This is a genomic window from Haloarcula laminariae, from assembly GCF_025457605.1.
In the GTDB taxonomy this organism is placed as follows: domain Archaea; phylum Halobacteriota; class Halobacteria; order Halobacteriales; family Haloarculaceae; genus Haloarcula; species Haloarcula laminariae.
The window spans coordinates 495,225-517,348 of record NZ_JAMZFY010000002.1 but is presented as its reverse complement, the minus strand read 5'-3'; the positions used below and the strand labels follow the sequence as shown (position 1 = coordinate 517,348).

Below are 22,124 nucleotides of genomic sequence, written 5' to 3'. Positions count from 1 at the left end.
CTCGGTTGTAACCCGAGTTGGTAATTAGGGCTTTCGTTTCAGTCGTCCATCGACACGCTTTCACGCACTCTCGGTGAAGCCACAGGCAATGAGTGAGGAGTTCGACGCCGTCGTCTCGCGGGTCCGAGAGCGGGTCACGCCGGACGACGGGGAGCGCGAGCGGTTACAGGGGGCCGCAGCTACGGTGATGGAGCGGGCCAGGGAGGCAGTGGCTGACCTGCCGGTCGAAGCCGAGGTGCTGCAGGTCGGTTCGACGGCCCGGGGGACGTGGACCGCGGGGGACCGCGACGTGGACGTGTTCGTCGCCTTTTCGCCCGACCTGGAGCGGTCGGAACTGGAGGAGTACGGGCTCTCGGTGGGTCACGCCGTCCTCCCGGACGGCCACGAGGAGTACGCCGAGCACCCCTACGTCGTCGGCGAAGTGGACGGGTACGCGGTCGACCTCGTGCCGTGTTACGCCGTCGAGTCGGCGAGGGCCATCCAGTCGGCCGTCGACCGGACGCCGTTCCACACGCGGTATCTGGCGGACCGGCTGGACGACGGCCTCGCGGGCGAGGTCCGCGTCACCAAACAGTTCCTGAAGGGTATCGGCGTCTACGGGAGCGACCTCCGGACGCGTGGCTTCTCGGGCTATTTGACGGAACTGCTCACGGTCGAGTACGGAAGTTTCCGGGCGCTCGTCGAGGCGGCGGCCGACTGGCAGCCGCCGGTGACGTTCGACCCGGAGGACCACGGGACCACCGAGTTCGACGACCCCCTCGTCGTGGTCGACCCGACGGACCCGGACCGCAACGTCGCGGCAGTGTGTTCGGCCGAGAACGTCGCCCGCCTGCAACACTACGCCCGCGAGCTGCTGAGCGAGCCCCGGACGACGCTGTTCGAGCCGAGCGAGCCGGCTGCCCACGACGGCGAACGCGTCGCCGCCGCCGTCCAGCGTCGAGATACGACCCCCGTCGCGGTGCGGTTCGACAGGCCAGACATCGTCGACGACCAGCTCTGGCCCCAGCTCCGAAAGTCGTTGACGGGGCTGACCGAGGAACTCGACCGCCGCGGGTTCGACGTGTTCCGGTCGACGGCGCTGGCGACCGATGAGGAGGGTGGTGAGGGCGAGACGTGGACGGACGGCGCCGCCCTGCTCGTCGAGTTGAGCGTCTTCGAGCGGCCGGCCGTCGAGCGCCACGAGGGGCCGCCGGTCCACGTGCGCGAACACGCGAGCGGGTTCTACGACGCCTACGCCGACGACCCGGACGTGACGGGGCCGTTCATCGAGGGCGACCGCTACGTGGTCGAGCGGCCGCGGGAGTTCCGGACGGCCGGTGCGTTTCTCGACAGCGACGCCCTGCTCGACGTCCGCCTCGGCCCCCACATCTCGTCGGCGCTGGAGGACGGTTACGAGGTACTGGTCGGCGAAGATATCGCGGCACTGGCGGACGGTTTCGGTGTCGAGTTGGCGACCTACTTCGAGCCAAAGCCCTGACGTTCGAGCGCGTCGAGCACCTCGCGGGCCTCCTCGCTCACGCCGTCGTCCGGCTCGACGGGCTGGTAGCCGTCGAAGACCTCGTGGACCATCTTGACGGAATCCGAGAGCGTGTCCAGGCCGTAGCCCCCCTCCAGGACGAAACCGAGCCCGGCGTCGCAGTCGTCGGCGAGCCCGACCATCCGGTCGGTCATCAGCCCGTACCCCTCGGTGCTCACACGCATCCGAGAGATGGGGTCGTGTTCGTGGGCGTCGAAGCCGGCGCTCACGAGCACCAGGTCGGGGTCGTAGTCGGCGATTGCGGGCGCGATGACCTCGTCGATGGCCGCCAGGTAGTCGGCAGTGTCGGCGCCGGGCTGGTAGACGACGTTGCAGTTCGCCCCGTCGCCGTCGCCGGTACCCGTCTCGTCGATTTCGCCGGTACCGGGGTAGAGCCCGTCCTCGTGTATTGAGGCGTAGAACACGTCGCCGCGGTCGTAGAAGATGTCCTGCGTGCCGTTGCCGTGGTGGACGTCCCAGTCGAGGATGGCGACGCCATCGGCGCCGTTGTCCAGCGCGGCCTGTGCGGCCACGGCCGCGTTGTTGATGAAACAGAAGCCCATCGCGTCGTCGCCGACGGCGTGGTGTCCCGGCGGGCGGCCGAGCGCGAAGGGAGTCCGGCGGGCCGGGACGTCCGTCCCGGCGTTCTCGGCCGCCCAGACGGCCAGGCCGGCCGAGGCCAGCGCGGCGTCCCACGTGGCCTCGACGGCGACCGTGTCGGCGTCCCAGTGGCCGCCGCCGTCCTCGCAGTACTCGCGGAACTCCTCGATGTAGTCGGCGTCGTGGACGGCCCGGATGAGGTCGACGTCGGCGTCGTCGGCCGCGACGTACTGGACGCCGTGGCACTCCTTGAGCGCGCGCCGGACCGCCCGCAGGCGGTCGGGGCTCTCGGGGTGGCGCTCACCGGTGTCGTGGTCGAGACATATCTCGCGGTAGCCGAAGTTCATTCAGTAGTACTGGGCGAGTTCGAAGTACGTCTCGACGTCTGCTGCCTTCACTGTCCGCCGGTCGGCGTGGCGGGCGAGGTCGGCCGCGGCGGCAGCGACGTCGTCTGCGAACGATTCGAGGATGTCGGCAAGCGCCACGCGGGCGTCCATCGCGACGCGGTAGTCGTCGTCGATGTCGAGGCGGGCGATGCGGTCGACCGGTGCGACCGGGAGTTCCAGACCGTCCTTGTCGGGGACGGCCTCGACGCCGAAATCGGACGGCATCAGCGTTTTGCGGCCGTCCCGCGTCGCTTCCTCGGCGGCCGCCGTGGCGAGTGTGGCGCCCCGCTCCTGGATTCGGCGAGCCAGTTCCTCTGCCGCGCCGGCGCTCACCCGCAACCCGTCCGCGTTCCGTCGGATGACCGCGTCCACGGGCGCGAACGGAAGCTCGACGCTCATACCCACAACCGGGAGTGTTGCGGTCTTAAGAGTTTCCGTAGCGTCGTTTCCCCTCAGAACACGCCGTCGGCGTCGAGTCGGCCGTCCTCGACGACCCCGCGGACGGTGACTTCCTGACCCAACTGGACGCGTTCGCCCGTCTCGACGCTCATCGTCTGCTCCCCGTCGTCCAGCACGACGGGGTCGCCGGTCTGGACCACGGTGCCCGTGAATTCGACCTGTTCGGCGGCCTGTGTGCCGCCGGTGGCGTCACCGCTGTCGGTCGTCGCCCCGCCGTCGGCGTCGGCCGCTGCCGTCGCATCGCTGCCATCATCGCCGTCGGCGAAAGAGGAGAGCCCGGCGTGCTGGTCGTCGTCGGCCTCCTCGGGCGTGGCCGCGGGGGTCGCACCGTCGTCGAGGACGACGATAGTCGAGTTCCAGCTCGCGGAGGCTTCGAGGTCGTCCTGCCAGCCGTCCTGTATCTCCACGTCGGCGGCCAGCACCTCGTCGCCGGGCTGGATGTCCTTGTCGGCCTTGTCGCCCCACAGCGCCACCCGAATGTCGCCGGTGGCGTCCTGAACGCGGATGTTGCGTACCTGCCCCTCGCTGCCGTCGTCGCGGTCGAACGTCCGGACGGGGTCAGCCGAGCGGACGACGCCGGCGATGTCGACGGTCGCCTCCAGCTCGACGCTGTCGATGGGGTCGGCGTCGGGCTCGAAGTCGACGGTCTCGTCGATCTCGTCGACGGCGCCGTCGTCGCCGACGTGCAGTTCCAGGGCGCCGTCGCGTTCGCGGACGTAGCCGTCGACGACCTCGACGGCGGTGCCAGGCTCGATTTCGGTCGCGCGGTCGGCCCGGTCGTCCCACATCGTGACGCGCACGCGGCCGGTCTCGTCGCCCAGTGTGAGGTTCGACACCTTCCCCTCGCTGCCGTCGTCGCGGTCGAACGTCCGGACGCTGTCGGTGTCGAGCACCAGCCCGCGCAGGGTCACGTCCGACTGGCCCATCGTGAGCGCGTCGACGGTCGAGCCGTCGCCGGGTTCGACGTCGACGGTGGCGTCTTCGTCCTGTTCGGCCTTGTCGACCGAGACCTCCAGCCCGTTGTAGCCGTCTTTCGGACGACCCTTCACGCGTAGCACGTCGCCCACGGAGAGCATCCCGTCGGCGATGTCGACGGCCTGCCCGTCCCAGAAGGCCAGCCGGACGCTCGCGGTCTCGTCGGCGGCCTCGACGTTGATGACGCGGCCGTCCTCGTCCTCGCCCTCCCGCTCGAAGGTCTTCAGGTCGCCGATGGCCATCACCTTCGCGATGAACTTCACCTCGTCCATCCCCGGTTCGATATCGGCGACGGTTTCGACTTCACCCTCGTTCAGCTCGTGGGCCAGCAACATCGCCGCGGTCTCCTCGTCGGCGAGGCCACCCATCTGTTCGACCTTCTCCTCGACGGCCTCGCGGAACTCCTCCTCGGAGACGTCGGTTTCGAGGTCCGCGTAGATATCCCCTATCTCGCCCATCTATCTATGGGAGCCAGGTCAGGGGCGCGCTTAAGCGTTGTCGTTGCCCCAGCGACCCGCTGCCGTCTGTCGGTTCTGTCCTCGGCGTCACCATACGCCGGGCTGGTTCCGGCATCGGATATAAACGTCCGCCCTACAGCGAGGTGGTCGTGACCGTCGCCGGCCCGTCGCCGCGGTCGTGCGTGACGACGACGGTGTCCGGCAGTCCGTTCTCGAAGGATATCGTTGCCGTGTACGCTATTTCTACGGTCGCCTGGGTACAGCCGTCGCCGGCGTCCGCACGCTCGGTCGTCTCGACTGGGACGGTCAGCCCGTCGGTCGTACCGTCGTAGTTGACGCTGGGGAGTTCGGCGGTCCGACAGCCGTCGGCGCCCCAGATGGTACCCTCGACGACGACGTTTCCGTCGTCGGCCGAGACGGTCGCCGAGTCGGTCTGTATGCCGCTCTCGATTCCGGAGACCGAGAACGTGAAGTCGCTCAGCGTCGTGTTCGGCGTCGGCGTGGGGCTGGGAGTCGCGGTGGTAGCGCCGGTTCCGGTAGCACTCGGGGTGCTGTCGCCGGTACCGTCTGAGAGACAGCCGGTAAGTGCGGCGACGCCGATGGAGCTGACAGTACCGAGGAGGGTTCGTCTGTCCATATCCGGGGTACAGCCCCTGAAAGAAAGCCCCTTTCGGTGAGTCAAAGACGGCTTTGAGCGAGGTGTGGGCACCCCTCGCGTGGTGGGGGTCGAACCGTCACCCTTTTCAAAGCGACCACCCTCCTTCAATATGAGTCCGGGTAGGGTAGTGGACTATCCTCTTGGCTTGCGGAGCCAGGGACCGGAGTTCAAATCTCCGTCCGGACGTTTCTACCGACGCGAACCGCCGAGCGACAGCGAGGCAACCGCGTCGGTGAAACTCTGCGCGGATATGTGAACACGCGAGGACCGCGCAGCGAAGCGAGCATTTCTCGCCTCGGTTCAAATCTCCGTTCGGACGTTCACTTCGTGCACGTACGGACGTGCTCCACGCTCGCTTCGCTCGTGTGGAACTCCGTCCGGACGTTTCTACCGACGCGAACCGCCGAGCGACAGCGAGGCGATTGCGTAACCCCTGCAGACCTTCGAGCACGCGAGCCCCACGGGGCCGAACGGCGGTCCCGCGGAGGGTTTTAAAGAGCTGTTGGCCGAAGCTATTTGCTATCTCATTTCCATTACGGGGTGATGAGAAAATCGACAGTTATCGTGGTAGCGGCGTTGCTGCTGCTCGCCGGCTGTAGCGGCGGCGACGTGTCACCGACCGAGCCCGGAACGGCAGACGGCACCGAAACCGGGACCCAAATCGAGGGGACACCGACGGCGGGCGGTGACGGCGCGGAGTCGGGCGGCACCGGGTCGCTGTCGACGGCCGGGGGCGATAACCTGATCGACAGCGCCACCGAGACCAACGTGACGGTGTTCAACGGCTCCGACCAGACGAACGTGCTGATAAGAAACGATACGGCTGCCGGCCGGGAACTCGTGGAGCTCACTCGACCGTCGGGAACGACGGCGGTGTACTCCACGGCCGACTACGTCGCCGCTCGGAACGGGACCACCGGGGACGTGCAGTACGGCGAAACCAACAGCACCGTCGGGGTCGCGACGAACATCAAGGCGGGGGCCGCCGTCATCGGGGGCTTCCTGTACACCGGGTTCGTGGAGTGGACGGAGACCGGGACCACGACCGTCGACGGCGAGGACGCAGTCGTCTACGAGGGAGCGTCGCTCAACGAGAGCGAGTTGAGCGGCAACACCACCGAGTCCGGCTTCGCCCGGAGCGACGTGCAGTCGGTCGACGGCCGGGCGGTCGTCGGTCCGGACGGCCGGATACACTCGCTCACAGTCACAATCGAGACGCCGGAGGGCACCTACGGCACCGAGATGGCGTTCCGCTACGACGATATCACGGTGTCCCAGCCCGACTGGGTCGACGAGTCCCGGGCGCCGTAGCTGATACGGCCCGAACGTCTCGAGGAGTGCGGCGTCGGTCGTGCGGGTGAGACCAGACAACTTTTGTCGTCCCTGGGGGTTTGTGAGGGTATGTTCGGTCCCGGGCGGGAGCCGTTCGACCGGGTGCGGTCGCAGGTCCGCGAGGACTTCCGCGCCGACCCGTATCTCCCGTACATCATGGTCGCCGCGGCCCTGCTGGCGAGTTTCTGGTTCTTCCACCGCGTCCCGAACTTCGCGACCCGGGACGAGAAAGACCGCCTGATAGACGCTGTGGTCCCCATCGGGCGGGTGCTCGCCGACCCGAGCGTCGAGTCGCTACAGAACGGCGTCCAGTGGAGCCGGGTCCCCTTCGGCGCGACGCTGTACCTGTTCGCGCTGGCGCTGCTGCCGGTGGTCGTCGTCGCAGTGGCGACCGGCCGCGCGGATATCTTCGCCTCCGTCGGCTACCCCGAACCCGCGTTTGGCTACTACGACCTGTGGGCGGGGACGCCCGAGTGGGTGTGGACGTGGAGCCTCGCGTTCGTGCGGCTGTTCAACGTCGCCTTCGCGCTGGGTTCGGTCTACCTGACCTACCGGCTCGGCGCCGCCGCCGTCGACCGGCTGACTGGGCGGCTCGCCGCAACCCTTCTCACGCTGACGTTCGGCTTTCTCACTATCGCCCACGAGGGCGGGGAGGACATGCCGGCGCTGTTTTTCGTCCTGCTCGCGCTGAACTTCCTGTACGTCTACGTCCGTAGCGGGGAGCGCCTTCCCTTCTACGTCGGCGCGGCCTGTGGCGGGGCCGCAATCGCCTTCAAGCTCACCGCCGCGCCGGTCATCCTCGGAGTCGGCGTCGCCCACGTCCTCCGGGCGCTGAAGGCCGACGACACCCTCAAAACGCTGCTCGCCCCGCGCCTGCTCGGCATCGGCGCGACGCTGGGGCTGGTGACGATACTGCTTGGCTTCCCGACGTTCGTCGTGGGCGGGGTCGACCAGCTAGTCGAGCGTATCTTCGGCGGGTCGGCCTCGCGGGTGAGCTGGCCGACGGGCCCGGACGCCCCCATCGCGTGGTGGTTCCTCCGGGGGTACTTCAGCGGGATGGGGCTGCCGCTGTTTTTCGCGTCGGTCGCCGGCGTCGTCGGGAGCGTCATCGGGCTGCGCAAGCGGCGCGAGGGTCGCTACGGTATCGCGCTCGTACTCGTCATGCTCGTCGTCTACGTCGGGATGTTCTCCCAGTGGCACGACTTCCGGGTCCACCACCTGCTGCCGACCTTCCCGCTGCTCGCGCTGTTGTCGGCGAACGCCTTGCGGGACCTGCGCGCGTGGAATCCGGCCGTCGCTCGGCCGGTGATGGCGCTGTTGCTGGTCACGACAGCGGTGTACGCCGGCATGGGGGCGGTCGGCTTCGCCTCGATGCCACGGGACGAGGCCGAGGAGTGGCTGGTCGAAAACGCCGACCAGAACGAGACCGTGGAGGTGTACCGCGTGAACCTCCAGGACACCGCGGTCCCTCACGGGATGCCCATCAACCATCGGTTCCAGACCCCCGAGCAAATCGACCCCTGTCCCGAGTACATCCAGCTCGGCTACCGCGACCTCCTGTATCTGAAACAGGGGACCTACTACCGCAACGGGGAGGCACAGCGGACCTACGTCCGCGACCTGGTCGAGGAGCAAACGGACTACGAAATCGTCGCGGAGTTCGGCGAGCGGCCCCCGAACTTCGTCCCACAGCGGGCGACGCCCGGCGACTACACCGACCTGCTGCGCTACGGCGTCGTCCCTCACACCGACCAGTTCGCCGACGAGCAGGAGCTTGCGGCCAACCAGTACACGCTCGTCCTGCAGCGCACCAAACCCTGTACCAGCCCCCACGAGCACCCCTTCTAGCCTACTCGGTCTCGCGGTCCGGCTCGACGGCGGGACTCGACGAGTCGGGTGGCGACGGATCCCGGACCGTCTCGGCGTCCTCGGTCTCCAGCAGCCGCTCGACCTGTCGCTCGAACTCCGCGTCGGAGAGCTCGCCGCGGGCGTAGCGGTCCCGCAGCGTCGCCAGCGGGTCGTCCTCACTCGTGGGTCCGTCGGCCTCCCGTCGGCGCTGGTAGAGCCGCGTGGCGCCCATCGCCGCCGGAAGCAGCCCGCCGAAGCCGACGGGGAAGGCGACCCAGAAGTAGGGGACGCCGACGAACATGAGCCCGAAACCGACCAGGAACGTCAGCGCCGTGACGCTGCCGGCAACGATGGACGCGAGCGGGTCTTCCTCCTCGTCCGCGGTCATATCGAACCGACAACGCGAGCGTCGATAGTCGTTGTGCCGCGTTCGGGGCGTTCCGGCGGCGCGGCGGTCGAACGACTACCCCGCCGTTCGGCTGTGGCTCGCGGCGTCGGGACCGAGAGGGATACGCAGTCGTCCGGACTACAGCCTCCAGCCGACACACTGAAGCCGGCGATCCGGTTACACACGCGCATGGACGTCACCGTCGAGGTGGCCGGCGAGGAGACCCACGAGGTCACCGTCGCCGAGGACGCCACCTACGCCGACCTGCTCGCCCCGCTCGACCTCTCGCCCCACGCGGTGTCGGTGCTGGTCGACGAGCGGACGGTGCCGACGAACCAGCCCGTCGAGAGCGACCACGTCCGCGTCGTCCGGCTCATCAAGGGCGGGTGACCGCCCGCCTAGCTGAGTTTGTCGAGAAAGCCCGTCCAACGCTTGTGGTCGTCGATGGCGGCCGCCCTGGCCGTATCGCCGTAGTCGGGCTGTCGGATGTTGTCGAGCGCGTTCAGCGCCCGGTCGATGCCGACGATTTCGTCGGCCAGCGTCTCGGCGGTTTCCCGGTCCAGGGGGTCTGACTCCAGGCGCTCCAGCCGCCGGGCGCGCTCGCTCCGCAGCGTCTTCTTCGCGCTCGCGAGCAGCTCCCGGCTCTCCGGCGGGACGCCCGGGACCCGCCGGGTCTCGACGACGAACTCCGCCAGCGGGAGCGCCTCGCCGTCTATCGTGACCGTCTCCGGGAGCGAGGCACCGACGGTCGCACCCTGTCGGTTGACGCGTCGGAGGAGTTTCTCGCGGGTCGCGTCGTCCATACCGGCGGTAGCGGAGCCACGCTGAAAAGTCGCCCGTCGTCGCGGCCGGACACCGCGCTGTCCCCCCGTTTTTGACGGCCGAGCGCGTACGTCCGGTATGCCCGTCACGGCCACAGCGCTCCCGCGATCCGCTCTCGGCGACCAGCCCGCGGCCACCGACGACGCGGGAGACGGATGACCGGCGTCCGCGAGGCGACGGGACGGGACCTCCCGGACGTGATGAACGTCCTCGACGGCGCGGCGCTCGCCGTCGACGCCGGCGCGGTCGGGGACGCTATCGACGGCGGCGACGTGCTCGTCGCGGTCTCGGCGGACCGCGAGCGCGTGCTGGGCGCGCTGGTGCTCTCGGGCGACCACGTCGAGGCCGTCGCGGTCCGGCGTCGGCGCCGCGGTCAGGGCATCGGGTCGGCGCTGGTCGAGGCGGCCGGCGAGCGCCGGGACCGCCTGACCGCCGAGTTCGACGCCGACCTGCGGCCGTTCTACGAGGGGCTGGGGTTCGACATCGAGCCGGCCGCCGAGTCGGGTCGCCTGTGGGGCCAGCGCCGCTGAGACGGGCCATGCCTATCGCCCGGCCCCAATAGTGTCAACACATACGGACTTAAGCACCCGGCAACCCAAGCGCCGGTATGGTCTCCATCGCCGATTTCACGCTCCCAGCCGCCGACTTCCCCCTGGGAAAAATCTTCGAGGACAGGCCCGAGGCGACGCTCGAACTCGACCGCGTCGTCCCGAGCGGCGACACGGTCATGCCGTATTTCTGGGTACAGGACCCGGGCCGGGACCTGGAGGGCGTCCGGGCGCTGTTCGACGGCCTCCCGGAGCTGCGCTCGGCGGACCTGCTGGTCGATACCGGGGAGAAGGGGCTGTTCCGCGCCGAGTGGGAGCCGGAGTATCTGGGCATCATGGAGGCCATCGCGGCGGCCGGCGTGACGGTGCTCGCCGCGTCGGGCTCGGCGGACGGCTGGAACTTCGAGATTCGCGCGACGACGGTCGAACAGCTCTCGCAGTTCCAGCAGCGCTGTTCGGAGCTGGACGTCGACGTGACCCTCGCCCGCCTCAGCCAGCTCTCGGAGATGGCGCCCGACACCGGCTACGACCTCACGCCCGAACAGCACGAGGCGCTGCTACTGGCCTACGAGTCGGGGTACTACGACGACCCCCGTGCTGTCGACCAGACGGCGCTCGCGTCCGAGCTCGGCATCACGCGGCAGGCGTTCGCATCCAGGCTCCGACGGGGCTACCGCTCGCTCATCGGGTCGACGCTCCTCTCGGGCCGGGACGGGAACAGCTGACGGCATATAAATAGATTACATAGGTAACAGCCACACCCAACACTCCAGTAGACCTATATCGGACAGATGTCAGCCAACGCATACGACCAACGCACGTCGGCGCGGGACTTCGTTTCCTCCGAATCCGAATCGCTCAGCGACACCGTTATCCGGGCCGTTTCTGCCGTCACCGGTCTGGACGCCGTCCCCGGTCCGGACGCCGATTCGGCCCTCGACCCGCTGTACACGGCCATCGACCCCGACGCCCTCGACTCGCTGTTCGCAGACGAGTCGGCCGGAACGGTGACGTTCGACTACCACGACTACACGGTCACGGCCCACAGCACGGGTCGCGTCGTTCTCGAACCGTAATCTCGTTCTACACCAGCGGCTCGACCAGGTCCCGGCCGGCCGCCAGCAGCTCGTCGACGCGTTCCTCGCTCCCGGCCTCGGCGTAGATGCGGAGTTTCGGCTCGGTGCCGGAGGGCCGCATCAGGAGCCACGTCCCGTCTTCGAGGCGGACCTTGAACCCGTCGACGGTGTTGATGCCGTCTACGTCGACGCCGGCGACGGTCTCAGGCAGTTCGGTCTCCAGGTCCGAGAGCACCGGCCCCTTCCGGTCGTCGGGGCAGTCGACGCTGATTCGGCTCTGGTGTATCTCCCCGTAGGCTTCGATGAGGTCGTCGACGCGGGCGTCGAGGGACTGCTCGGACTCGGCGGCGGCGGCGACCAACGCCAGCAGGACGCCGTCCTTGTTCCGGAGGTGGTCGGTCAGGCCGAACCCGCCCGACTCCTCGCCGCCGAACAGCGCGTCGTGTTCGGCCATCGCCTCGGCGACCCACTTGAAGCCGACGGCGGTCTCGTGGACGGCCTGGCCGTGGTCCTCGGCGACGCGGTCGACGATAGAGGAGGTCGAGACCGTCCGCACCACGTCGCCCTCGCGCGTCTCAAGGAGGTAGTCGTACATCGCCGCGAGGAAGAGGTTCGGGTCGAGAAAGCCCCGCTCGGGCGTGACGATACCGAGGCGGTCGGCGTCGCCGTCGTTGACGAAGCCGATGTCGGCCTCGCCCCCGGTCACGGCCTCGATGAGGTCGCCGACCTTCTCGGCCGTGGGCTCGGGCGACCCGCCGCCGAAGTCGGGGTCGAGGTAGTCCCGCATCGCGGTCACGTCGGCGCCGGCCCGCTCCAGCAGGGCGTCGGTGACGCCGCGGCCGCTGCCGTACATCGCGTCGTAGGCCACGGTGAGCCCGTCGAGGTCGGCGTCGGCGTACTCGATGGCGTGGTCGGCGTAGTCGGCCACGAGGTCCCGCTCGGTGACCTCGCCGTGTTCGTCCTCGGGGAGGCTCTCGGGCTCGGCGAGGTTGTCCTCGACCTCCTCTGTGAGGTCGGGCAGCGCGGGCGCGCCCTCGCCGGGGATGAACTTCACGCCGTTGTACTCGGGCGGGTTGTGACTCGCCGTAATCTGGAGCGCCCCGGCGTGGTCGCCCTCCTTGGCCGTCCAGGCGACGATTGGCGTGGGCGTGTCCCGGTCGGGCAGCAGTACGTCGAACCCGTTGGCACAGAACACCCGGGCCAGCTCCTCGGCGAACCCCCGCGAGGTCTCCCGGGCGTCGTAGCCGATGACCACGGAGCCGTCCTCGCCGCGGTCGCGGAACGTCGTCGCGAGGGCCTGGCCGACGATTCGCACCCGGGGCTCGGTGAACACGTCGAGGGTCGCTCGCCAGCCGTCCGTCCCGAAGCGTATCGCTGCGGCATCGTCTTCGTCCATGACCGAACAGTCACGTGGGGCTCTCAAAAAGGTCATCCCCTGTCTCAGCGCGTGACGCCTTCGTCGGGCTGGCTCCCGCTCACCGGTCCGCGGAGGGGTCGTCCCCGTCGCCCGGCTCCCCGCTCGCGGCAGTACCGTCCGCTACCAGCCGCTCCTTCTCGGTTCGCGTGAGCTGTTTTATCTCGTACTCGCGGGACATCGCCGCCGACTTCGACTCGAAACGCTCGACGTGAACGAGTTCGACCGGCGTCCGGCCGCGGGTGTACTTCGCGCCCTCGCCGGCGTCGTGTTCACGCACCCGGCGCTGTACGTCGGTCGTGTAGCCGGTGTAAAAGCTGCCGTCACTACACCGCAGCACGTAGGCGTAGTGGTCAGGGCTCCGCGTGGTGGTCATCGCACGATGCTGGTGACCCAGTCGGTCTCACGCTTCGTGGGCACGCTCTTTCGAGACCTCGGCGATGCCAGCGTTCGCCGAGCAGTTCGGGCAGGCCCGGATGTGTCCGTACTCGTCCGCGAACACACGGGCGAACTGGTCCGAGACGTGCGCGCCGCAGTGATTGCATTCAGGCATCGTGTTCGTCGGCGACACCACCGCCGACGGACAAACAGAGGTGCTCTAGTCCTATATTCGTTTACCCAAATGTTTTGGTATCCATCCGCGCTGACAGTATCGGCCCGGCTCATTCGCCCGCCCGCGCCGCCGCGACCCGTCTGGCGACGAGCCCCGCCTGGACGCCGGCGGTAAAGCCCGCGTCGACGTTTACGACCGAGAGCGCCGTACAGGACTGGAGCATCCCAGAGAGGGCGGCCTCACCCTCGCCGCCGTGACCGTAGCCCGTCGAGACCGGCAGGCCGATGACCGGCGTGTCGACCAGCCCGGCGACGACGGTGGGGAGGGCGCCTTCCCGTCCGGCGGCCACGACGAGGACGTCCCGGTCGCGCAGTCGGTCTGTGGCGTCGACGGTCCGGGCGAGGCTGGCGACGCCGACGTCGTCGATTCGCGTCACGTTCGCGCCCATCTCGCGGGCTATCATCGCCGCCTCGCCCGCCGGAACGGCGTCGGAGGTGCCGGCAGTGACGACGCCGATGTCCGCGTCGATAGCTGGCCGCTCGAAGCCGGGGCCGGTGGCCACGAGCCACCGCGCCCGCTCGTCCCACCGGACGGTGGCGTCCGGGGCGCTCTCGGCCAGCGCTCGACGGACGGCGCCCGCACCGGCCGCATCGATTCGGGTGACGATGGCTCGGCCGGTCGTCTCGACGGCGGTCGTCGCCAGGTCGGCGAGTTCCCCGGCCGTCTTGCCCGTGCCCAGCACAGCCTCGGGGACGCCCGAGCGGGCCTCCCGGGCCGCGTCGAAGCGGCCGGCTCCGGTGGTCGCGTAGCCGGCGAGTTCCGACTCGGCCTCGGCGGGGGTCAGGTCCCCCGCCGCGACCGCTTCCAGTATCTCGCGCATACCCCCTGTCCGAGGGCCGCCCACTCCTATCCGTCGGTTCCCGCCACGGGCGGGACGCCACCGGGTCCTGTCCCCTGTCAACACGGCAAACAGGAAAACCGCCGGCAGCGCGCGCGAGAGTGCGTGAGGGGCCCGATAGCTCCTCGTATATCAACTATGTGGCCCCAGCCGCCCCGATGACGCCGAAATGTGCCTTATTTATATGGGTACAGTTGGCCGAAACGCCCTGAAACCCCCGTGAGTACCGGTGAGAGCGACCCAATTGGGGAAAGTATTTAAACAATCCCTTCGCACAGCGCAGTGTATGGCAGACCTAATCGTCAAAGCCGCCGTGAAGGAAGAGCTCGATGACATGAACGTTGCGTCGGACTTCTACGACGCACTCGACGCCGAGGTCGAGGAGCTGCTCGCCGACGCCGCCCGCCGAGCCGACGCCAACGACCGGAAGACAGTCCAGCCGCGAGACCTGTAAGGTCGATTTTCAGTCGGTTTTTTATTCGTACAAACCGCGTAGCGACAGCGTCGTCCGAGGTCGAGTACGGCCCCTATAGCCGCTCGACCGTCACGCCGTCCTCGCGCCCGACGTGGACTTCGTCGGCCAGCCCCACGAACAGCCCGTGTTCGACGACGCCGGGCAGCGCCGCCAGCTCCCCGGCCAGCGCCGCCGGGTCGTCGATGTCGCCGAAGGCACAGTCCAACACGAGATGGCCGTTGTCGGTGACGACGGGGCCGTCCTTGCGCTCGGCCTGCCGGAGCGTCGGCTCGCCGCCCAGGTCGCGGACGCTCGCTGCAACCGTGGTCCGGGCCGCCGACAGCACCTCCACCGGGACGGGCTGTGAGAGGGTCTCGGCGGTCTTGGTCGGGTCGGCGACGACGAGCAGGCGGTCGGCGCTCGCGTCGACTATCTTCTCGCGGGCGTGGGCCGCCCCGCCGCCCTTTATCAGGTCGCCGCCGGCCACCTCGTCGGCGCCGTCTATCGCCAGGTCGACGCGCACCTCGTCCGGTTCGGCGAGCGGGACGCCGGCCTCCCGGGCCAGTTCCCGCGACTGGAAGGAGGTCGGGACGCCGACGATGTCCAGCCCGGCGTCGACCTGCCGGCCGAGCGCCCGGACGGCGTGGGCCGCCGTGGACCCGGTGCCCAGCCCGACGACCATCCCGTCCTCGACCGCCTCGGCCGCCGACTCGCCGGCCGCGCGTTTCGCCGCGTCGGAGCCACCCTGTTTCATGGGTGAACGTGCAGCGGATGCGGACAAAACGTTTGTTCTCCAGCGTCGTGCCAACGGTTCCCACGTCGGTAGCCTTTTTTCGGCTGCCCCCGCGGTCGACGTATGGCACTCTTCGGAACGAGCGGTATCAGGGGTCCCGTGGGCGAGACGGTCACGGCCGACCTCGCGCTGTCGCTGGGGCGGGCGCTGGGCGTCGACTGCGACCGCGTCGTCGTCGGTCGTGACCCGCGCGCGAGCGGCGAGTTCCTCCAGTCGGCGCTGGTCGCCGGACTGCGCGAGAGCGGCACCGACGTGGTCGACGTGGGCGTGGCGGCGACGCCCACCGTCGGCCGCGCGGTGGGGTGGCGCGACGCCGACGCCGGCGTCTCCATCACCGCGAGCCACAACCCGCCCGAGGACAACGGGCTGAAGCTCTGGCAGCCCTCGGGCCAGGCCTTCGACAGCGAGGGCCAGCGCCGCATCGAGGACCGCATCGAGTCGGGGGCGTTCGAGCCGGCCGCGTGGGACGGGAGCGGGAGCATCGAGACGTGGGACGCCCGCGCCCGCCACGCCGAGGCCATCCGGTCGGAACTCGACTGCGAGGCGATGGACAGCCGCGTCGTCGTCGACGTTGGCAACGGCGCCGGCGGCGTCACCGTCGACGTGTTGCAGTCGCTGGGCTGTCACGTCGAGACGCTGAACGCCCAACCCGACGGAGCGTTCCCGGGCCGGCCCAGCGAACCGACGCCGGAGAACTGCCGGTCGCTGGCGACGCTCGTAGGGGCTGGCGACGCCGACATCGGTATCGCCCACGACGGCGACGCCGACCGGATGCGGGCGGTCGCCGGCGACGGCACCTACCTCACCGGGGACGTGACGCTGGCCCTCTTCGCCCGCGCGGCCGCGGAGCCGGGCCAGCGCGTCGCCGTGCCGGTGGACACGAGCCTGGCGGTCGCGGACTACCTCGCCGAGATAGACGTCGGGGTGGAGTACACGCCGGTCGGCGACGTCTACGTCGCCGAGGCCGCCGAGGCCCCCGACGTGGCCTTCGGCGGGGAGCCGAGCGGCGCGTGGATATGGCCCGCCCACACGCTCTGTCCGGACGGCCCGCTCGCGGCCTGTACCATCGCCGCGCTCGACGCCGACCGGTCGCTGGCCGAGCGCATCGCGGAGGTCCCGACGTACCCGATTCGCCGGGACAGCGTCGACGTCGAGGAGAAAGGCGCGGTGATGGAGCGGGTCAGCGAGCGAATCCGCGCCGAGTACGACGACGTGACGACGCTGGACGGGGTGCGCGTCGACCTGGGCGACGCCTGGTTCCTGTTGCGCGCCAGCGGCACCCAGTCGCTCGTCCGGGTGACTGCAGAAGCCCGCGACGAGGCCCGCGCCGACGAGGTCATGGCGACGGCGCGGGACTGTCTGTCGGCCGCTCGCGAGTAGACGGGCTACCCGTGACTGACCCAGTCACGGGAGAGAGCGGTTATCTGCGTGTCGACCGGGCCTCGCGGATGTCGGCCCCGTCGCGTATCTTGTCCTCACACTGCGGACAGACCCGCGGTTTCTCGACGCCGTTGGGCGTAAAAACCCGCGCGTATGCGGCAGTTACGAAGTTCTCACAGTTCTGGCATTCCGGCATACACCTCGACAAACGGAGTATATCGCCTTAATTGTGATGTCGTGACAAATGCTACCAATACGCTCAGAAGTCGCTGGTGACGGTCCCGTCCTCGTCCAGTTCGACGACGCCGTCGAACAGCTCACGGAACCGCGCGACGGTGTCGTCGTCGTGGACCCCCTGGGCGAGGTGGAACATCCCGACGGCGTCGTACTCGTCGAGGAGTTCGAGGATGTCGTCGACGGCTTCGAGGGCCCGCTGTTCGTCGGCGTAGTAGATGAGTTCAGTCAGCGAGTCGAAGCTCACGCGCAGCTTCCCGTCGTGGCTCGCGAGGAACTGCTCGGTCTCCGCGACGATGCCGTCGAGGTCATCGGGCGCGGAGACGTACCGGACCTGGTCCGACTGGCGGCGGGTGTACCCGCGCTCGACGGAGAGCGTATCGAGGATGGTCGCGCGGTCCTCGTCGACCTCGTAGTACTCCAGTTTCTGTTTGACCTCGCGGGCGGTGGTCCGCGTCGAGATGACCAGCATCGCGTCCGTATCCGTCGAGAGGAAGTCGGTGTCGAGCCGGTCGGTCGCACCGGTGCTCGGGTGGACCAGCAGAATGCCGGTGCCGCCCTCGACGGTCTCGGGCGTGTTGTCGATGGCCAGCGTGTATTCCATGTGAGGCAAAGGGCGGGGCGACACGCTTTAACTTTTGCGAGGCAGCCTGACGACCCGGTTGTAGCCTTCGAGCGAACGTGAAACCCCGAACTGACAGCCCCTGTCAGAACACGCTGTCGGCGGTCGCCGCGCCGACGACGCTGAAGATGGCGCCGACGCTGACGGCCTTTACCGTCGTCAGTGCGACGGCCAGGCGCGTGGGCTCTGTGAGGATGCCGCCCTCGACGAGGAAGGTGTTCGGCGCGGTCAGCGCCAGCGCGAGCAGGGCCACGGAGCCGAAGGCGACGACCATCAGCGAGACGAACCGTATCGGGACGCCGGCCACCTCCGCCTCCGTCTCGATGTCGCGGCCGGCGTCGGCCTGATACAGCGCGCCGTAGCCGATGGCGAAGACGATAGCCGCCACCAGCACGGCGTGATACCCGGTCATGTTCGATGCGAGCACCCAGACCTCCTCGGTGACGACGAAGGGGCCGGCCAGCAGGAACCCCCCGACGACCTGCTGGGCGGTGTCGGCGACGCGGTAGCGGCGACGGCGTGCCATACTCACGCTTTGTGACACCGCCGCGGATAACGCTACTGGGTTGGTCCGTGGACGGCGACCCATCGCACGGCGATGGGGTGAGCGACGGCCGCGACGGCGACCGCCGCGCCCGCCCCCCAGGAGAACTGCGAGCCCGGGTCCGGCGGCGCGAGCAGCGTCGCCACGGCCCACGCCGACAGCAGTGCGGCCGCGGCCGTCCCGGCCGCCCGGTCGCGCCGGGACCAGTGCCGTCGTTCGGGCCACGTCCGTCGGACGAACAGGTACAGCGGGACCAGCGGAATCGGGAGCAGCGTCGCGGCCACGCCGTAGGGGCCGGCCCGGTCGCTCCCGCGGGCGGCCGCGTCGCGGAAGACCCAGTAGCCGGCCGCGAGCGGCCCGCCAAAGACGAGCACGGCGGTTCCGAGAGCGGCGACGGACGGCATCTGTCCGGCGAGTGACACCCGGCGATATAATACGTTTCGAAACGCAATCGGTTTCGGCGGCGGGCCCCCAGTTCGGGTATGAGCGTCAGCGACGAGTTCGACGACTGGGCCGCCAGCGGGAAGGACCGCGGGATGGAGGACCGCCACTGGCACACCGCGAAGCACGTCCTCGCGCGCATGCCCGTCGAGGCCGGCGACACCGTGCTGGACCTGGGGTCGGGCAGCGGCTACGCCGGCCGCGCGCTGAAGGAGACCGCCGACGCCGGCCGGGCCTACGGCATCGACGCCTCGCCGGCGATGGCCGCAAACGCCCGCGAGTACACCGACGACCGCGACGTGGGCTTTCTGGTGGGCGACTTCGAACACCTCCCCTTCGAGACCGACAGCGTCGACCACTGCTTCTCGATGGAGGCGTTCTACTACGCGGGCGACCCCCACGCCGTCCTCGAAGAGGTCGCCCGCGTGCTCCGGCCCGGCGGCACCTTTCACTGTGCGGTGAACTACTACGAGGAGAACGTCCACTCCCACTCCTGGGACGAGCTGGTCGAGGTGCCGATGACCCGCTGGAGCGGGCGGGAGTACCGCGAGGCCTTCCGGGAGGCCGGGCTCGCGGTCGCCGTCCAGGACAACGTCCCCGACCGTGAGATAGAGATTCCGCCGCCGGGCGAGTTCCCCACCGACGACTGGGAGACGCGGGAGGCGATGGTCGAGCGCTACCGCGAGTTCGGGACGCTCGTCACCGTCGGCGTCGCACCCTGAGACGCCGCACAGCATGTCTGTTCGTGGGTCGTGTGGGCGGTAGCGTCGAATAGACGAGCAGCCGGCAGCGGAGGAACGCTTTTGGTAACCACTCGACAAGGTAGCCCGTGACAACTCGCCAGCGGACCTACGTCCTCGCGGGGTTGCTCGTCCTGCTGGTACTGCTCGCCATGGTGTTGCTGTCGAGCGTGCTGGCGACCGTCTTCTTCGCGATAACTGTCGCGTACGTGCTCTTCCCGCTCTCGGAGTGGTTCGTCGGCCGCGGGCTCTCGAAGCGCATCGCCGCCGCCGTGACGACGGCTATCGCCTTCGTCGCCGGGTCGGTGGTGCTGGTCCCGCTGGTCTTCGTCGTCTACCGGCGTCGGCGGGACCTCTTTGCCTTCTTCCAGCGCCTGCCCGACGAGATAACCGTCACCGTGACCGAGTTCAGCTACACCGTCGACATCCAGTCGTGGCTCGTGACCGCCCGTGACGGGGTCACGGCCCTGGCGGTCGACCTCGCGAGCGAGTCGCCGATTCTCGCCCTCAAGGTCGTACTGTTCTCGATTCTGGTCTACGCGATGCTCTGGCAGCCAAGCGCCCCGGGGAAAGTCGTCTACCGGACCGTCCCGACGCCGTATCACGACGTCGTCAAGCGGTTCCACAGGCGCCTGCGGTCGACGCTGTACGCCATCTACGTCCTGCAGGCGGCGACGGCGTTTGGCACCTTCGTGATGGCCTGGGGGCTGTTTGCCCTGCTCGGGTACAACGGCGCGTTCGCGCTGGCGGTCGCCGCGGGCGTCCTCCAGTTCGTCCCGGTCGTCGGCCCGAGCGTCGTCATCCTCGCCATCGCCGCGTCCGAGGCCGTCGCCGGCGACGCCGCCGGCGCGGCGGTCGTGACGGTGCTCGGGCTCACGCTCGTTGGTTTTCTCCCCGACGCGGTCATCCGCCCGCGGCTGGCCCGCTATACGACGGGGATGCCGGCCAGCCTCTACTTCGTCGGCTTCACGGGCGGCGTGCTCTCGCTGGGAATCATCGGCTTCATCGCCGGGCCGGTCGTCATCGCCCTGCTGGTCGAGGCGACGAACCTGCTGTCGGCCGACCGGTCGGCGAAACAGCAGCTCGGCTAGCCGGATTCGAGGGGACGGTCCTGAGCTTCCCACTCGGTGAGGCTCCCCTCGTAGAATTCGACATCGGTAAAGCCCAGGTGCCGGAGGACGACGTAGGTGTGGCTGATGCGCCGGGCCGTGTTACAGTACAGGACGACGCGCTTCTCCGGGACGATACCGGCCGATTCGAGGACGGCGAGGGCCTCCTCGCGGGGGAGCAGGCCGCGCGTCTCGTCGTCGACGAGGTCGCGCCAGTCCAGCAGGACGGCCCCGGGGATGTGGCCCTCGGCGTACTCGTCCTCGTCGCGGGTGTCGACGAGGACGGCGTCGGGGTCGCCCCCGACGGCGGCCACCCGGTCGGCGTCGACCAGCGGCGTCGACGCGGGCGGCTCGACGCTGTAGTCGGTCGAGGCCACCTCGGGCGCTTCGTTGCTCGTCGGGTGTTCGAGCTGCCAGCTGGAGAAGTCGCCGTCAAGCAGGTGGAGCTTCGCGGGGTCGTGACCCAGCAGCTCCGCGGTCACCAGAAAGCGGGCGGCGAAGACGCCGTGGTGGTCGTCGTAGGCGACTACCTCGCTGTCGGCGCCGATGCCGTTCGCCGAGAGCAGGTCGGCCCACTCGCCGCGGGCGGGTAACATCCCCTCGCTGTCGCCCGAGCCGGTGCGGAAGCTGTCGAACGGAATCGAGACGGCCCCGGGCAGGTGGGCCATCGCGTCGTACTCCCAGCCGTCGCGCACGTCGACGACGCGGAGCCCCTCGGCGTTGTCGGCCACCCAGTCGGCGGAGACGATGTCGGTCATTACCGGCTCGTAGCCGCTCGGGCCGCTTGAAAACTCCCATACGGGCCGGTCGAAGGTAAGAGCAATTGTTACCGCATCTGTCTCGCGGGCTCCCGACGACACGCCTCACGCCTGTCAGTTCAGGGTAGTTTAGTGTGGAACGTTGACAACCACCACTCCCGTTGTAGAGGCAACATATGCCGTCAGAGGGGAGGAGTGGCCGTCCATGCCGACACTCGTGGTAATATATGTGTGGTAGACCAACGGTTCAATGCACTATGACTGAATACGCCAACGACGTGCTCGTCTCGGCCGACTGGGCCAGCGAGCACCTCGACGATTTCCAGGACGACGACTCCGACCTGCGGCTGGTCGAAGTCGACGTCGACACGGAAGCCTACGACGAGGCCCACGCGCCCGGGGCCATCGGCTTCAACTGGGAGACAGACCTGCAGGACCAGACCACTCGCGACATCCTCTCGAAGGACGAGTTCGAGACCACGATGGGCGAGGCCGGCATCAGCGAGGACGACACCGTCGTACTGTACGGTGACAACTCCAACTGGTTCGCCGCCTACACCTACTGGCAGTTCAAGTACTACGGCCACGACGACGTGAAGCTGCTGGACGGCGGCCGCGAGTACTGGGTCGAGAACGACTACGAGACGACCGACGAGGTCCCCGACTTCTCCGAGACCACCTACACGGCGTCCGGTCCGCGCGAGTCCATCCGCGCCTACCGCGACGACGTCGAGAACGCCGTCGACAAGGAGCTGCCGCTGGTCGACGTCCGCTCGCCCGAGGAGTACTCCGGCGAGATTCTCGCACCCCCCGGACTCCAGGAGACCGCCCAGCGCGGCGGCCACATCCCCGGCGCGGAGAACATCTCGTGGGCCGCCGTCACGAACGACGACGGCACCTTCAAGAGCTACGACGAGCTCGAGGAGCTCTACGGCGAGTACGGCATCGACGGCGACTCCACGACGGTCGCCTACTGCCGCATCGGCGAGCGCTCCTCCGTCGCCTGGTTCGCGCTCCACGAGCTGCTGGGCTACGACGACACCATCAACTACGACGGCTCCTGGACCGAGTGGGGCAACCTCGTCGGCGCCCCCATCGAGAAGGGCAACTGACCGGCG

At 68.9% G+C, this 22,124-nt stretch carries 28 protein-coding genes and 1 tRNA gene; 13 read left to right on the top strand and 16 right to left on the bottom strand.

Annotated features, from left to right (window positions below; all coding sequences use genetic code 11):
* Nucleotides 1–88: 88 nt before the first annotated feature.
* Nucleotides 89–1,477: a CCA tRNA nucleotidyltransferase gene (cca, locus tag NJQ98_RS14280; RefSeq protein ID WP_262179836.1), complete on the top strand. Its 1,389-nt coding sequence runs from the start codon at nt 89–91 to the stop codon at nt 1,475–1,477.
* On the opposite strand, the gene NJQ98_RS14275 is transcribed toward cca, so the two are convergent.
* The 4 genes from NJQ98_RS14275 to NJQ98_RS14260 form a co-directional block, all read right to left on the bottom strand.
* Nucleotides 1,456–2,463, bottom strand: coding sequence for a histone deacetylase family protein (locus NJQ98_RS14275; protein WP_262179834.1), 1,008 nt, complete (start codon nt 2,461–2,463; stop codon nt 1,456–1,458). The two genes, cca and NJQ98_RS14275, sit on opposite strands and share 22 nt — an antisense overlap.
* Nucleotides 2,464–2,901, bottom strand: a complete 438-nt coding sequence (locus NJQ98_RS14270; RefSeq protein WP_262179832.1) for a histone — start codon at nt 2,899–2,901, stop codon at nt 2,464–2,466. It lies immediately after the preceding gene.
* A gap of 53 nt (nt 2,902–2,954) precedes the next feature.
* Nucleotides 2,955–4,394 (bottom strand): single-stranded DNA binding protein, encoded by a 1,440-nt coding sequence (locus NJQ98_RS14265; protein WP_262179831.1) that lies wholly within the window; start codon nt 4,392–4,394, stop codon nt 2,955–2,957.
* Nucleotides 4,395–4,527: 133 nt separating this feature from the next.
* Nucleotides 4,528–5,031, bottom strand: coding sequence for a hypothetical protein (locus NJQ98_RS14260; RefSeq protein WP_262179829.1), 504 nt, complete (start codon nt 5,029–5,031; stop codon nt 4,528–4,530).
* Between the two features lie 134 nt (nt 5,032–5,165).
* Here NJQ98_RS14260 and NJQ98_RS14255 point away from each other — a divergent pair.
* The 3 genes from NJQ98_RS14255 (at nt 5,166) to NJQ98_RS14245 (ending at nt 8,232) form a co-directional block, all read left to right on the top strand.
* A tRNA-Arg gene (locus NJQ98_RS14255) sits at nt 5,166–5,238 on the top strand.
* Nucleotides 5,239–5,595: 357 nt separating this feature from the next.
* Complete coding sequence (locus NJQ98_RS14250) at nt 5,596–6,363, top strand: DUF7537 family lipoprotein (RefSeq protein ID WP_262179827.1); 768 nt, start codon at nt 5,596–5,598, stop codon at nt 6,361–6,363.
* Nucleotides 6,364–6,453: 90 nt separating this feature from the next.
* Nucleotides 6,454–8,232: an ArnT family glycosyltransferase gene (locus tag NJQ98_RS14245; protein ID WP_262179825.1), complete on the top strand. Its 1,779-nt coding sequence runs from the start codon at nt 6,454–6,456 to the stop codon at nt 8,230–8,232.
* A 1-nt stretch (nt 8,233) separates the two neighbouring features.
* Here the strand turns inward: NJQ98_RS14245 and NJQ98_RS14240 are convergent, their stop codons facing one another.
* Complete coding sequence (locus NJQ98_RS14240) at nt 8,234–8,620, bottom strand: SHOCT domain-containing protein (RefSeq protein WP_262179823.1); 387 nt, start codon at nt 8,618–8,620, stop codon at nt 8,234–8,236.
* Between the two features lie 189 nt (nt 8,621–8,809).
* On the opposite strand from NJQ98_RS14240, the gene samp2 reads away from it, so the two are divergent.
* Entirely contained in the window at nt 8,810–9,010 is a 201-nt protein-coding gene (gene samp2, locus NJQ98_RS14235) for a ubiquitin-like small modifier protein SAMP2 (protein WP_262179821.1), read from the top strand.
* An 8-nt stretch (nt 9,011–9,018) separates the two neighbouring features.
* Here the strand turns inward: samp2 and NJQ98_RS14230 are convergent, their stop codons facing one another.
* Nucleotides 9,019–9,423, bottom strand: a complete 405-nt coding sequence (locus tag NJQ98_RS14230; protein WP_262179819.1) for a DUF5788 family protein — start codon at nt 9,421–9,423, stop codon at nt 9,019–9,021.
* Nucleotides 9,424–9,597: 174 nt separating this feature from the next.
* On the opposite strand from NJQ98_RS14230, the gene NJQ98_RS14225 reads away from it, so the two are divergent.
* The 3 genes from NJQ98_RS14225 (at nt 9,598) to NJQ98_RS14215 (ending at nt 11,066) form a co-directional block, all read left to right on the top strand.
* Nucleotides 9,598–9,972: a GNAT family N-acetyltransferase gene (locus NJQ98_RS14225; RefSeq protein ID WP_262179817.1), complete on the top strand. Its 375-nt coding sequence runs from the start codon at nt 9,598–9,600 to the stop codon at nt 9,970–9,972.
* A 77-nt stretch (nt 9,973–10,049) separates the two neighbouring features.
* Nucleotides 10,050–10,715: a helix-turn-helix domain-containing protein gene (locus NJQ98_RS14220; protein WP_262179815.1), complete on the top strand. Its 666-nt coding sequence runs from the start codon at nt 10,050–10,052 to the stop codon at nt 10,713–10,715.
* 66 nt (nt 10,716–10,781) lie between these two features.
* Complete coding sequence (locus tag NJQ98_RS14215) at nt 10,782–11,066, top strand: HalOD1 output domain-containing protein (protein WP_262179813.1); 285 nt, start codon at nt 10,782–10,784, stop codon at nt 11,064–11,066.
* Nucleotides 11,067–11,073: 7 nt separating this feature from the next.
* Here NJQ98_RS14215 and NJQ98_RS14210 read toward each other — a convergent pair whose 3' ends face one another.
* From NJQ98_RS14210 to larB, 4 genes are all read right to left on the bottom strand, one after another.
* A complete protein-coding gene (locus NJQ98_RS14210) occupies nt 11,074–12,462 on the bottom strand; it encodes a phosphohexomutase domain-containing protein (protein WP_262179811.1) in 1,389 nt (462 codons plus the stop codon).
* A 79-nt stretch (nt 12,463–12,541) separates the two neighbouring features.
* Nucleotides 12,542–12,856, bottom strand: coding sequence for a GIY-YIG nuclease family protein (locus tag NJQ98_RS14205; RefSeq protein WP_262179809.1), 315 nt, complete (start codon nt 12,854–12,856; stop codon nt 12,542–12,544).
* Between the two features lie 27 nt (nt 12,857–12,883).
* Nucleotides 12,884–13,033: a DUF7563 family protein gene (locus tag NJQ98_RS14200; RefSeq protein WP_220588546.1), complete on the bottom strand. Its 150-nt coding sequence runs from the start codon at nt 13,031–13,033 to the stop codon at nt 12,884–12,886.
* A gap of 109 nt (nt 13,034–13,142) precedes the next feature.
* Nucleotides 13,143–13,913: a nickel pincer cofactor biosynthesis protein LarB gene (gene larB, locus NJQ98_RS14195; protein ID WP_262179805.1), complete on the bottom strand. Its 771-nt coding sequence runs from the start codon at nt 13,911–13,913 to the stop codon at nt 13,143–13,145.
* A gap of 304 nt (nt 13,914–14,217) precedes the next feature.
* Between larB and NJQ98_RS14190 the strand changes: the two genes are divergently transcribed.
* On the top strand, nt 14,218–14,385 hold the full coding sequence (locus NJQ98_RS14190) for a DUF1931 domain-containing protein (protein ID WP_220588548.1): 168 nt from the start codon (nt 14,218–14,220) through the stop codon (nt 14,383–14,385).
* Between the two features lie 73 nt (nt 14,386–14,458).
* Here NJQ98_RS14190 and rpiA read toward each other — a convergent pair whose 3' ends face one another.
* Nucleotides 14,459–15,139, bottom strand: a complete 681-nt coding sequence (gene rpiA, locus NJQ98_RS14185; RefSeq protein ID WP_262179802.1) for a ribose-5-phosphate isomerase RpiA — start codon at nt 15,137–15,139, stop codon at nt 14,459–14,461.
* Nucleotides 15,140–15,241: 102 nt separating this feature from the next.
* Here rpiA and glmM point away from each other — a divergent pair, with 102 nt between their 5' ends.
* Complete coding sequence (gene glmM / locus NJQ98_RS14180) at nt 15,242–16,558, top strand: phosphoglucosamine mutase (protein WP_262179800.1); 1,317 nt, start codon at nt 15,242–15,244, stop codon at nt 16,556–16,558.
* A gap of 40 nt (nt 16,559–16,598) precedes the next feature.
* On the opposite strand, the gene NJQ98_RS19155 is transcribed toward glmM, so the two are convergent.
* The 4 genes from NJQ98_RS19155 to NJQ98_RS14165 all read right to left on the bottom strand — a co-directional run bounded on the left by NJQ98_RS19155 (nt 16,599) and on the right by NJQ98_RS14165 (nt 18,362).
* Nucleotides 16,599–16,754, bottom strand: coding sequence for a DUF7563 family protein (locus tag NJQ98_RS19155; RefSeq protein ID WP_220588552.1), 156 nt, complete (start codon nt 16,752–16,754; stop codon nt 16,599–16,601).
* A 63-nt stretch (nt 16,755–16,817) separates the two neighbouring features.
* Entirely contained in the window at nt 16,818–17,396 is a 579-nt protein-coding gene (locus tag NJQ98_RS14175; protein ID WP_262179798.1) for a DUF7090 family protein, read from the bottom strand.
* A 103-nt stretch (nt 17,397–17,499) separates the two neighbouring features.
* A complete protein-coding gene (locus NJQ98_RS14170) occupies nt 17,500–17,940 on the bottom strand; it encodes a DUF2391 family protein (protein ID WP_262179796.1) in 441 nt (146 codons plus the stop codon).
* A 32-nt stretch (nt 17,941–17,972) separates the two neighbouring features.
* A complete protein-coding gene (locus tag NJQ98_RS14165; protein WP_262179795.1) occupies nt 17,973–18,362 on the bottom strand; it encodes a hypothetical protein in 390 nt (129 codons plus the stop codon).
* Nucleotides 18,363–18,440: 78 nt separating this feature from the next.
* Between NJQ98_RS14165 and NJQ98_RS14160 the strand changes: the two genes are divergently transcribed.
* Together NJQ98_RS14160 and NJQ98_RS14155 are read left to right on the top strand one after the other, a co-directional pair.
* Nucleotides 18,441–19,121: a class I SAM-dependent methyltransferase gene (locus tag NJQ98_RS14160; RefSeq protein WP_262179793.1), complete on the top strand. Its 681-nt coding sequence runs from the start codon at nt 18,441–18,443 to the stop codon at nt 19,119–19,121.
* A gap of 107 nt (nt 19,122–19,228) precedes the next feature.
* On the top strand, nt 19,229–20,230 hold the full coding sequence (locus tag NJQ98_RS14155; protein ID WP_262179791.1) for an AI-2E family transporter: 1,002 nt from the start codon (nt 19,229–19,231) through the stop codon (nt 20,228–20,230).
* Here the strand turns inward: NJQ98_RS14155 and NJQ98_RS14150 are convergent.
* A complete protein-coding gene (locus tag NJQ98_RS14150; protein WP_262179789.1) occupies nt 20,227–21,006 on the bottom strand; it encodes a sulfurtransferase in 780 nt (259 codons plus the stop codon). The genes NJQ98_RS14155 and NJQ98_RS14150 overlap by 4 nt on opposite strands.
* A 257-nt stretch (nt 21,007–21,263) precedes the next feature.
* On the opposite strand from NJQ98_RS14150, the gene NJQ98_RS14145 reads away from it, so the two are divergent.
* Nucleotides 21,264–22,118 (top strand): sulfurtransferase, encoded by an 855-nt coding sequence (locus NJQ98_RS14145; protein WP_262179787.1) that lies wholly within the window; start codon nt 21,264–21,266, stop codon nt 22,116–22,118.
* Nucleotides 22,119–22,124 lie beyond the last annotated feature (6 nt).

Excerpts from the sequence above, each read along its gene's own strand:
- NJQ98_RS14240 (WP_262179823.1), bottom strand. The coding sequence starts at position 8,620 with ATGACCGCGGACGAGGAGGAAGACCCGCTCGCGTCCATCGTTGCCGGC.
- NJQ98_RS14165 (WP_262179795.1), bottom strand. The coding sequence starts at position 18,362 with ATGCCGTCCGTCGCCGCTCTCGGAACCGCCGTGCTCGTCTTTGGCGGG.
- NJQ98_RS14275 (WP_262179834.1), bottom strand. The coding sequence starts at position 2,463 with ATGAACTTCGGCTACCGCGAGATATGTCTCGACCACGACACCGGTGAG.
- NJQ98_RS19155 (WP_220588552.1), bottom strand. The coding sequence starts at position 16,754 with ATGCCGGAATGCCAGAACTGTGAGAACTTCGTAACTGCCGCATACGCG.
- NJQ98_RS14230 (WP_262179819.1), bottom strand. The coding sequence starts at position 9,423 with ATGGACGACGCGACCCGCGAGAAACTCCTCCGACGCGTCAACCGACAG.
- NJQ98_RS14215 (WP_262179813.1), top strand. The coding sequence starts at position 10,782 with ATGTCAGCCAACGCATACGACCAACGCACGTCGGCGCGGGACTTCGTT.
- NJQ98_RS14260 (WP_262179829.1), bottom strand. The coding sequence starts at position 5,031 with ATGGACAGACGAACCCTCCTCGGTACTGTCAGCTCCATCGGCGTCGCC.
- cca (WP_262179836.1), top strand. The coding sequence starts at position 89 with ATGAGTGAGGAGTTCGACGCCGTCGTCTCGCGGGTCCGAGAGCGGGTC.
- NJQ98_RS14175 (WP_262179798.1), bottom strand. The coding sequence starts at position 17,396 with ATGGAATACACGCTGGCCATCGACAACACGCCCGAGACCGTCGAGGGC.
- NJQ98_RS14160 (WP_262179793.1), top strand. The coding sequence starts at position 18,441 with ATGAGCGTCAGCGACGAGTTCGACGACTGGGCCGCCAGCGGGAAGGAC.
- NJQ98_RS14200 (WP_220588546.1), bottom strand. The coding sequence starts at position 13,033 with ATGCCTGAATGCAATCACTGCGGCGCGCACGTCTCGGACCAGTTCGCC.
- NJQ98_RS14220 (WP_262179815.1), top strand. The coding sequence starts at position 10,050 with ATGGTCTCCATCGCCGATTTCACGCTCCCAGCCGCCGACTTCCCCCTG.
- rpiA (WP_262179802.1), bottom strand. The coding sequence starts at position 15,139 with ATGAAACAGGGTGGCTCCGACGCGGCGAAACGCGCGGCCGGCGAGTCG.
- NJQ98_RS14145 (WP_262179787.1), top strand. The coding sequence starts at position 21,264 with ATGACTGAATACGCCAACGACGTGCTCGTCTCGGCCGACTGGGCCAGC.
- NJQ98_RS14225 (WP_262179817.1), top strand. The coding sequence starts at position 9,598 with ATGACCGGCGTCCGCGAGGCGACGGGACGGGACCTCCCGGACGTGATG.
- NJQ98_RS14270 (WP_262179832.1), bottom strand. The coding sequence starts at position 2,901 with ATGAGCGTCGAGCTTCCGTTCGCGCCCGTGGACGCGGTCATCCGACGG.
- NJQ98_RS14250 (WP_262179827.1), top strand. The coding sequence starts at position 5,596 with ATGAGAAAATCGACAGTTATCGTGGTAGCGGCGTTGCTGCTGCTCGCC.
- samp2 (WP_262179821.1), top strand. The coding sequence starts at position 8,810 with ATGGACGTCACCGTCGAGGTGGCCGGCGAGGAGACCCACGAGGTCACC.
- NJQ98_RS14190 (WP_220588548.1), top strand. The coding sequence starts at position 14,218 with ATGGCAGACCTAATCGTCAAAGCCGCCGTGAAGGAAGAGCTCGATGAC.
- NJQ98_RS14150 (WP_262179789.1), bottom strand. The coding sequence starts at position 21,006 with ATGACCGACATCGTCTCCGCCGACTGGGTGGCCGACAACGCCGAGGGG.
- glmM (WP_262179800.1), top strand. The coding sequence starts at position 15,242 with ATGGCACTCTTCGGAACGAGCGGTATCAGGGGTCCCGTGGGCGAGACG.
- larB (WP_262179805.1), bottom strand. The coding sequence starts at position 13,913 with ATGCGCGAGATACTGGAAGCGGTCGCGGCGGGGGACCTGACCCCCGCC.
- NJQ98_RS14205 (WP_262179809.1), bottom strand. The coding sequence starts at position 12,856 with ATGACCACCACGCGGAGCCCTGACCACTACGCCTACGTGCTGCGGTGT.
- NJQ98_RS14210 (WP_262179811.1), bottom strand. The coding sequence starts at position 12,462 with ATGGACGAAGACGATGCCGCAGCGATACGCTTCGGGACGGACGGCTGG.
- NJQ98_RS14170 (WP_262179796.1), bottom strand. The coding sequence starts at position 17,940 with ATGGCACGCCGTCGCCGCTACCGCGTCGCCGACACCGCCCAGCAGGTC.
- NJQ98_RS14245 (WP_262179825.1), top strand. The coding sequence starts at position 6,454 with ATGTTCGGTCCCGGGCGGGAGCCGTTCGACCGGGTGCGGTCGCAGGTC.
- NJQ98_RS14265 (WP_262179831.1), bottom strand. The coding sequence starts at position 4,394 with ATGGGCGAGATAGGGGATATCTACGCGGACCTCGAAACCGACGTCTCC.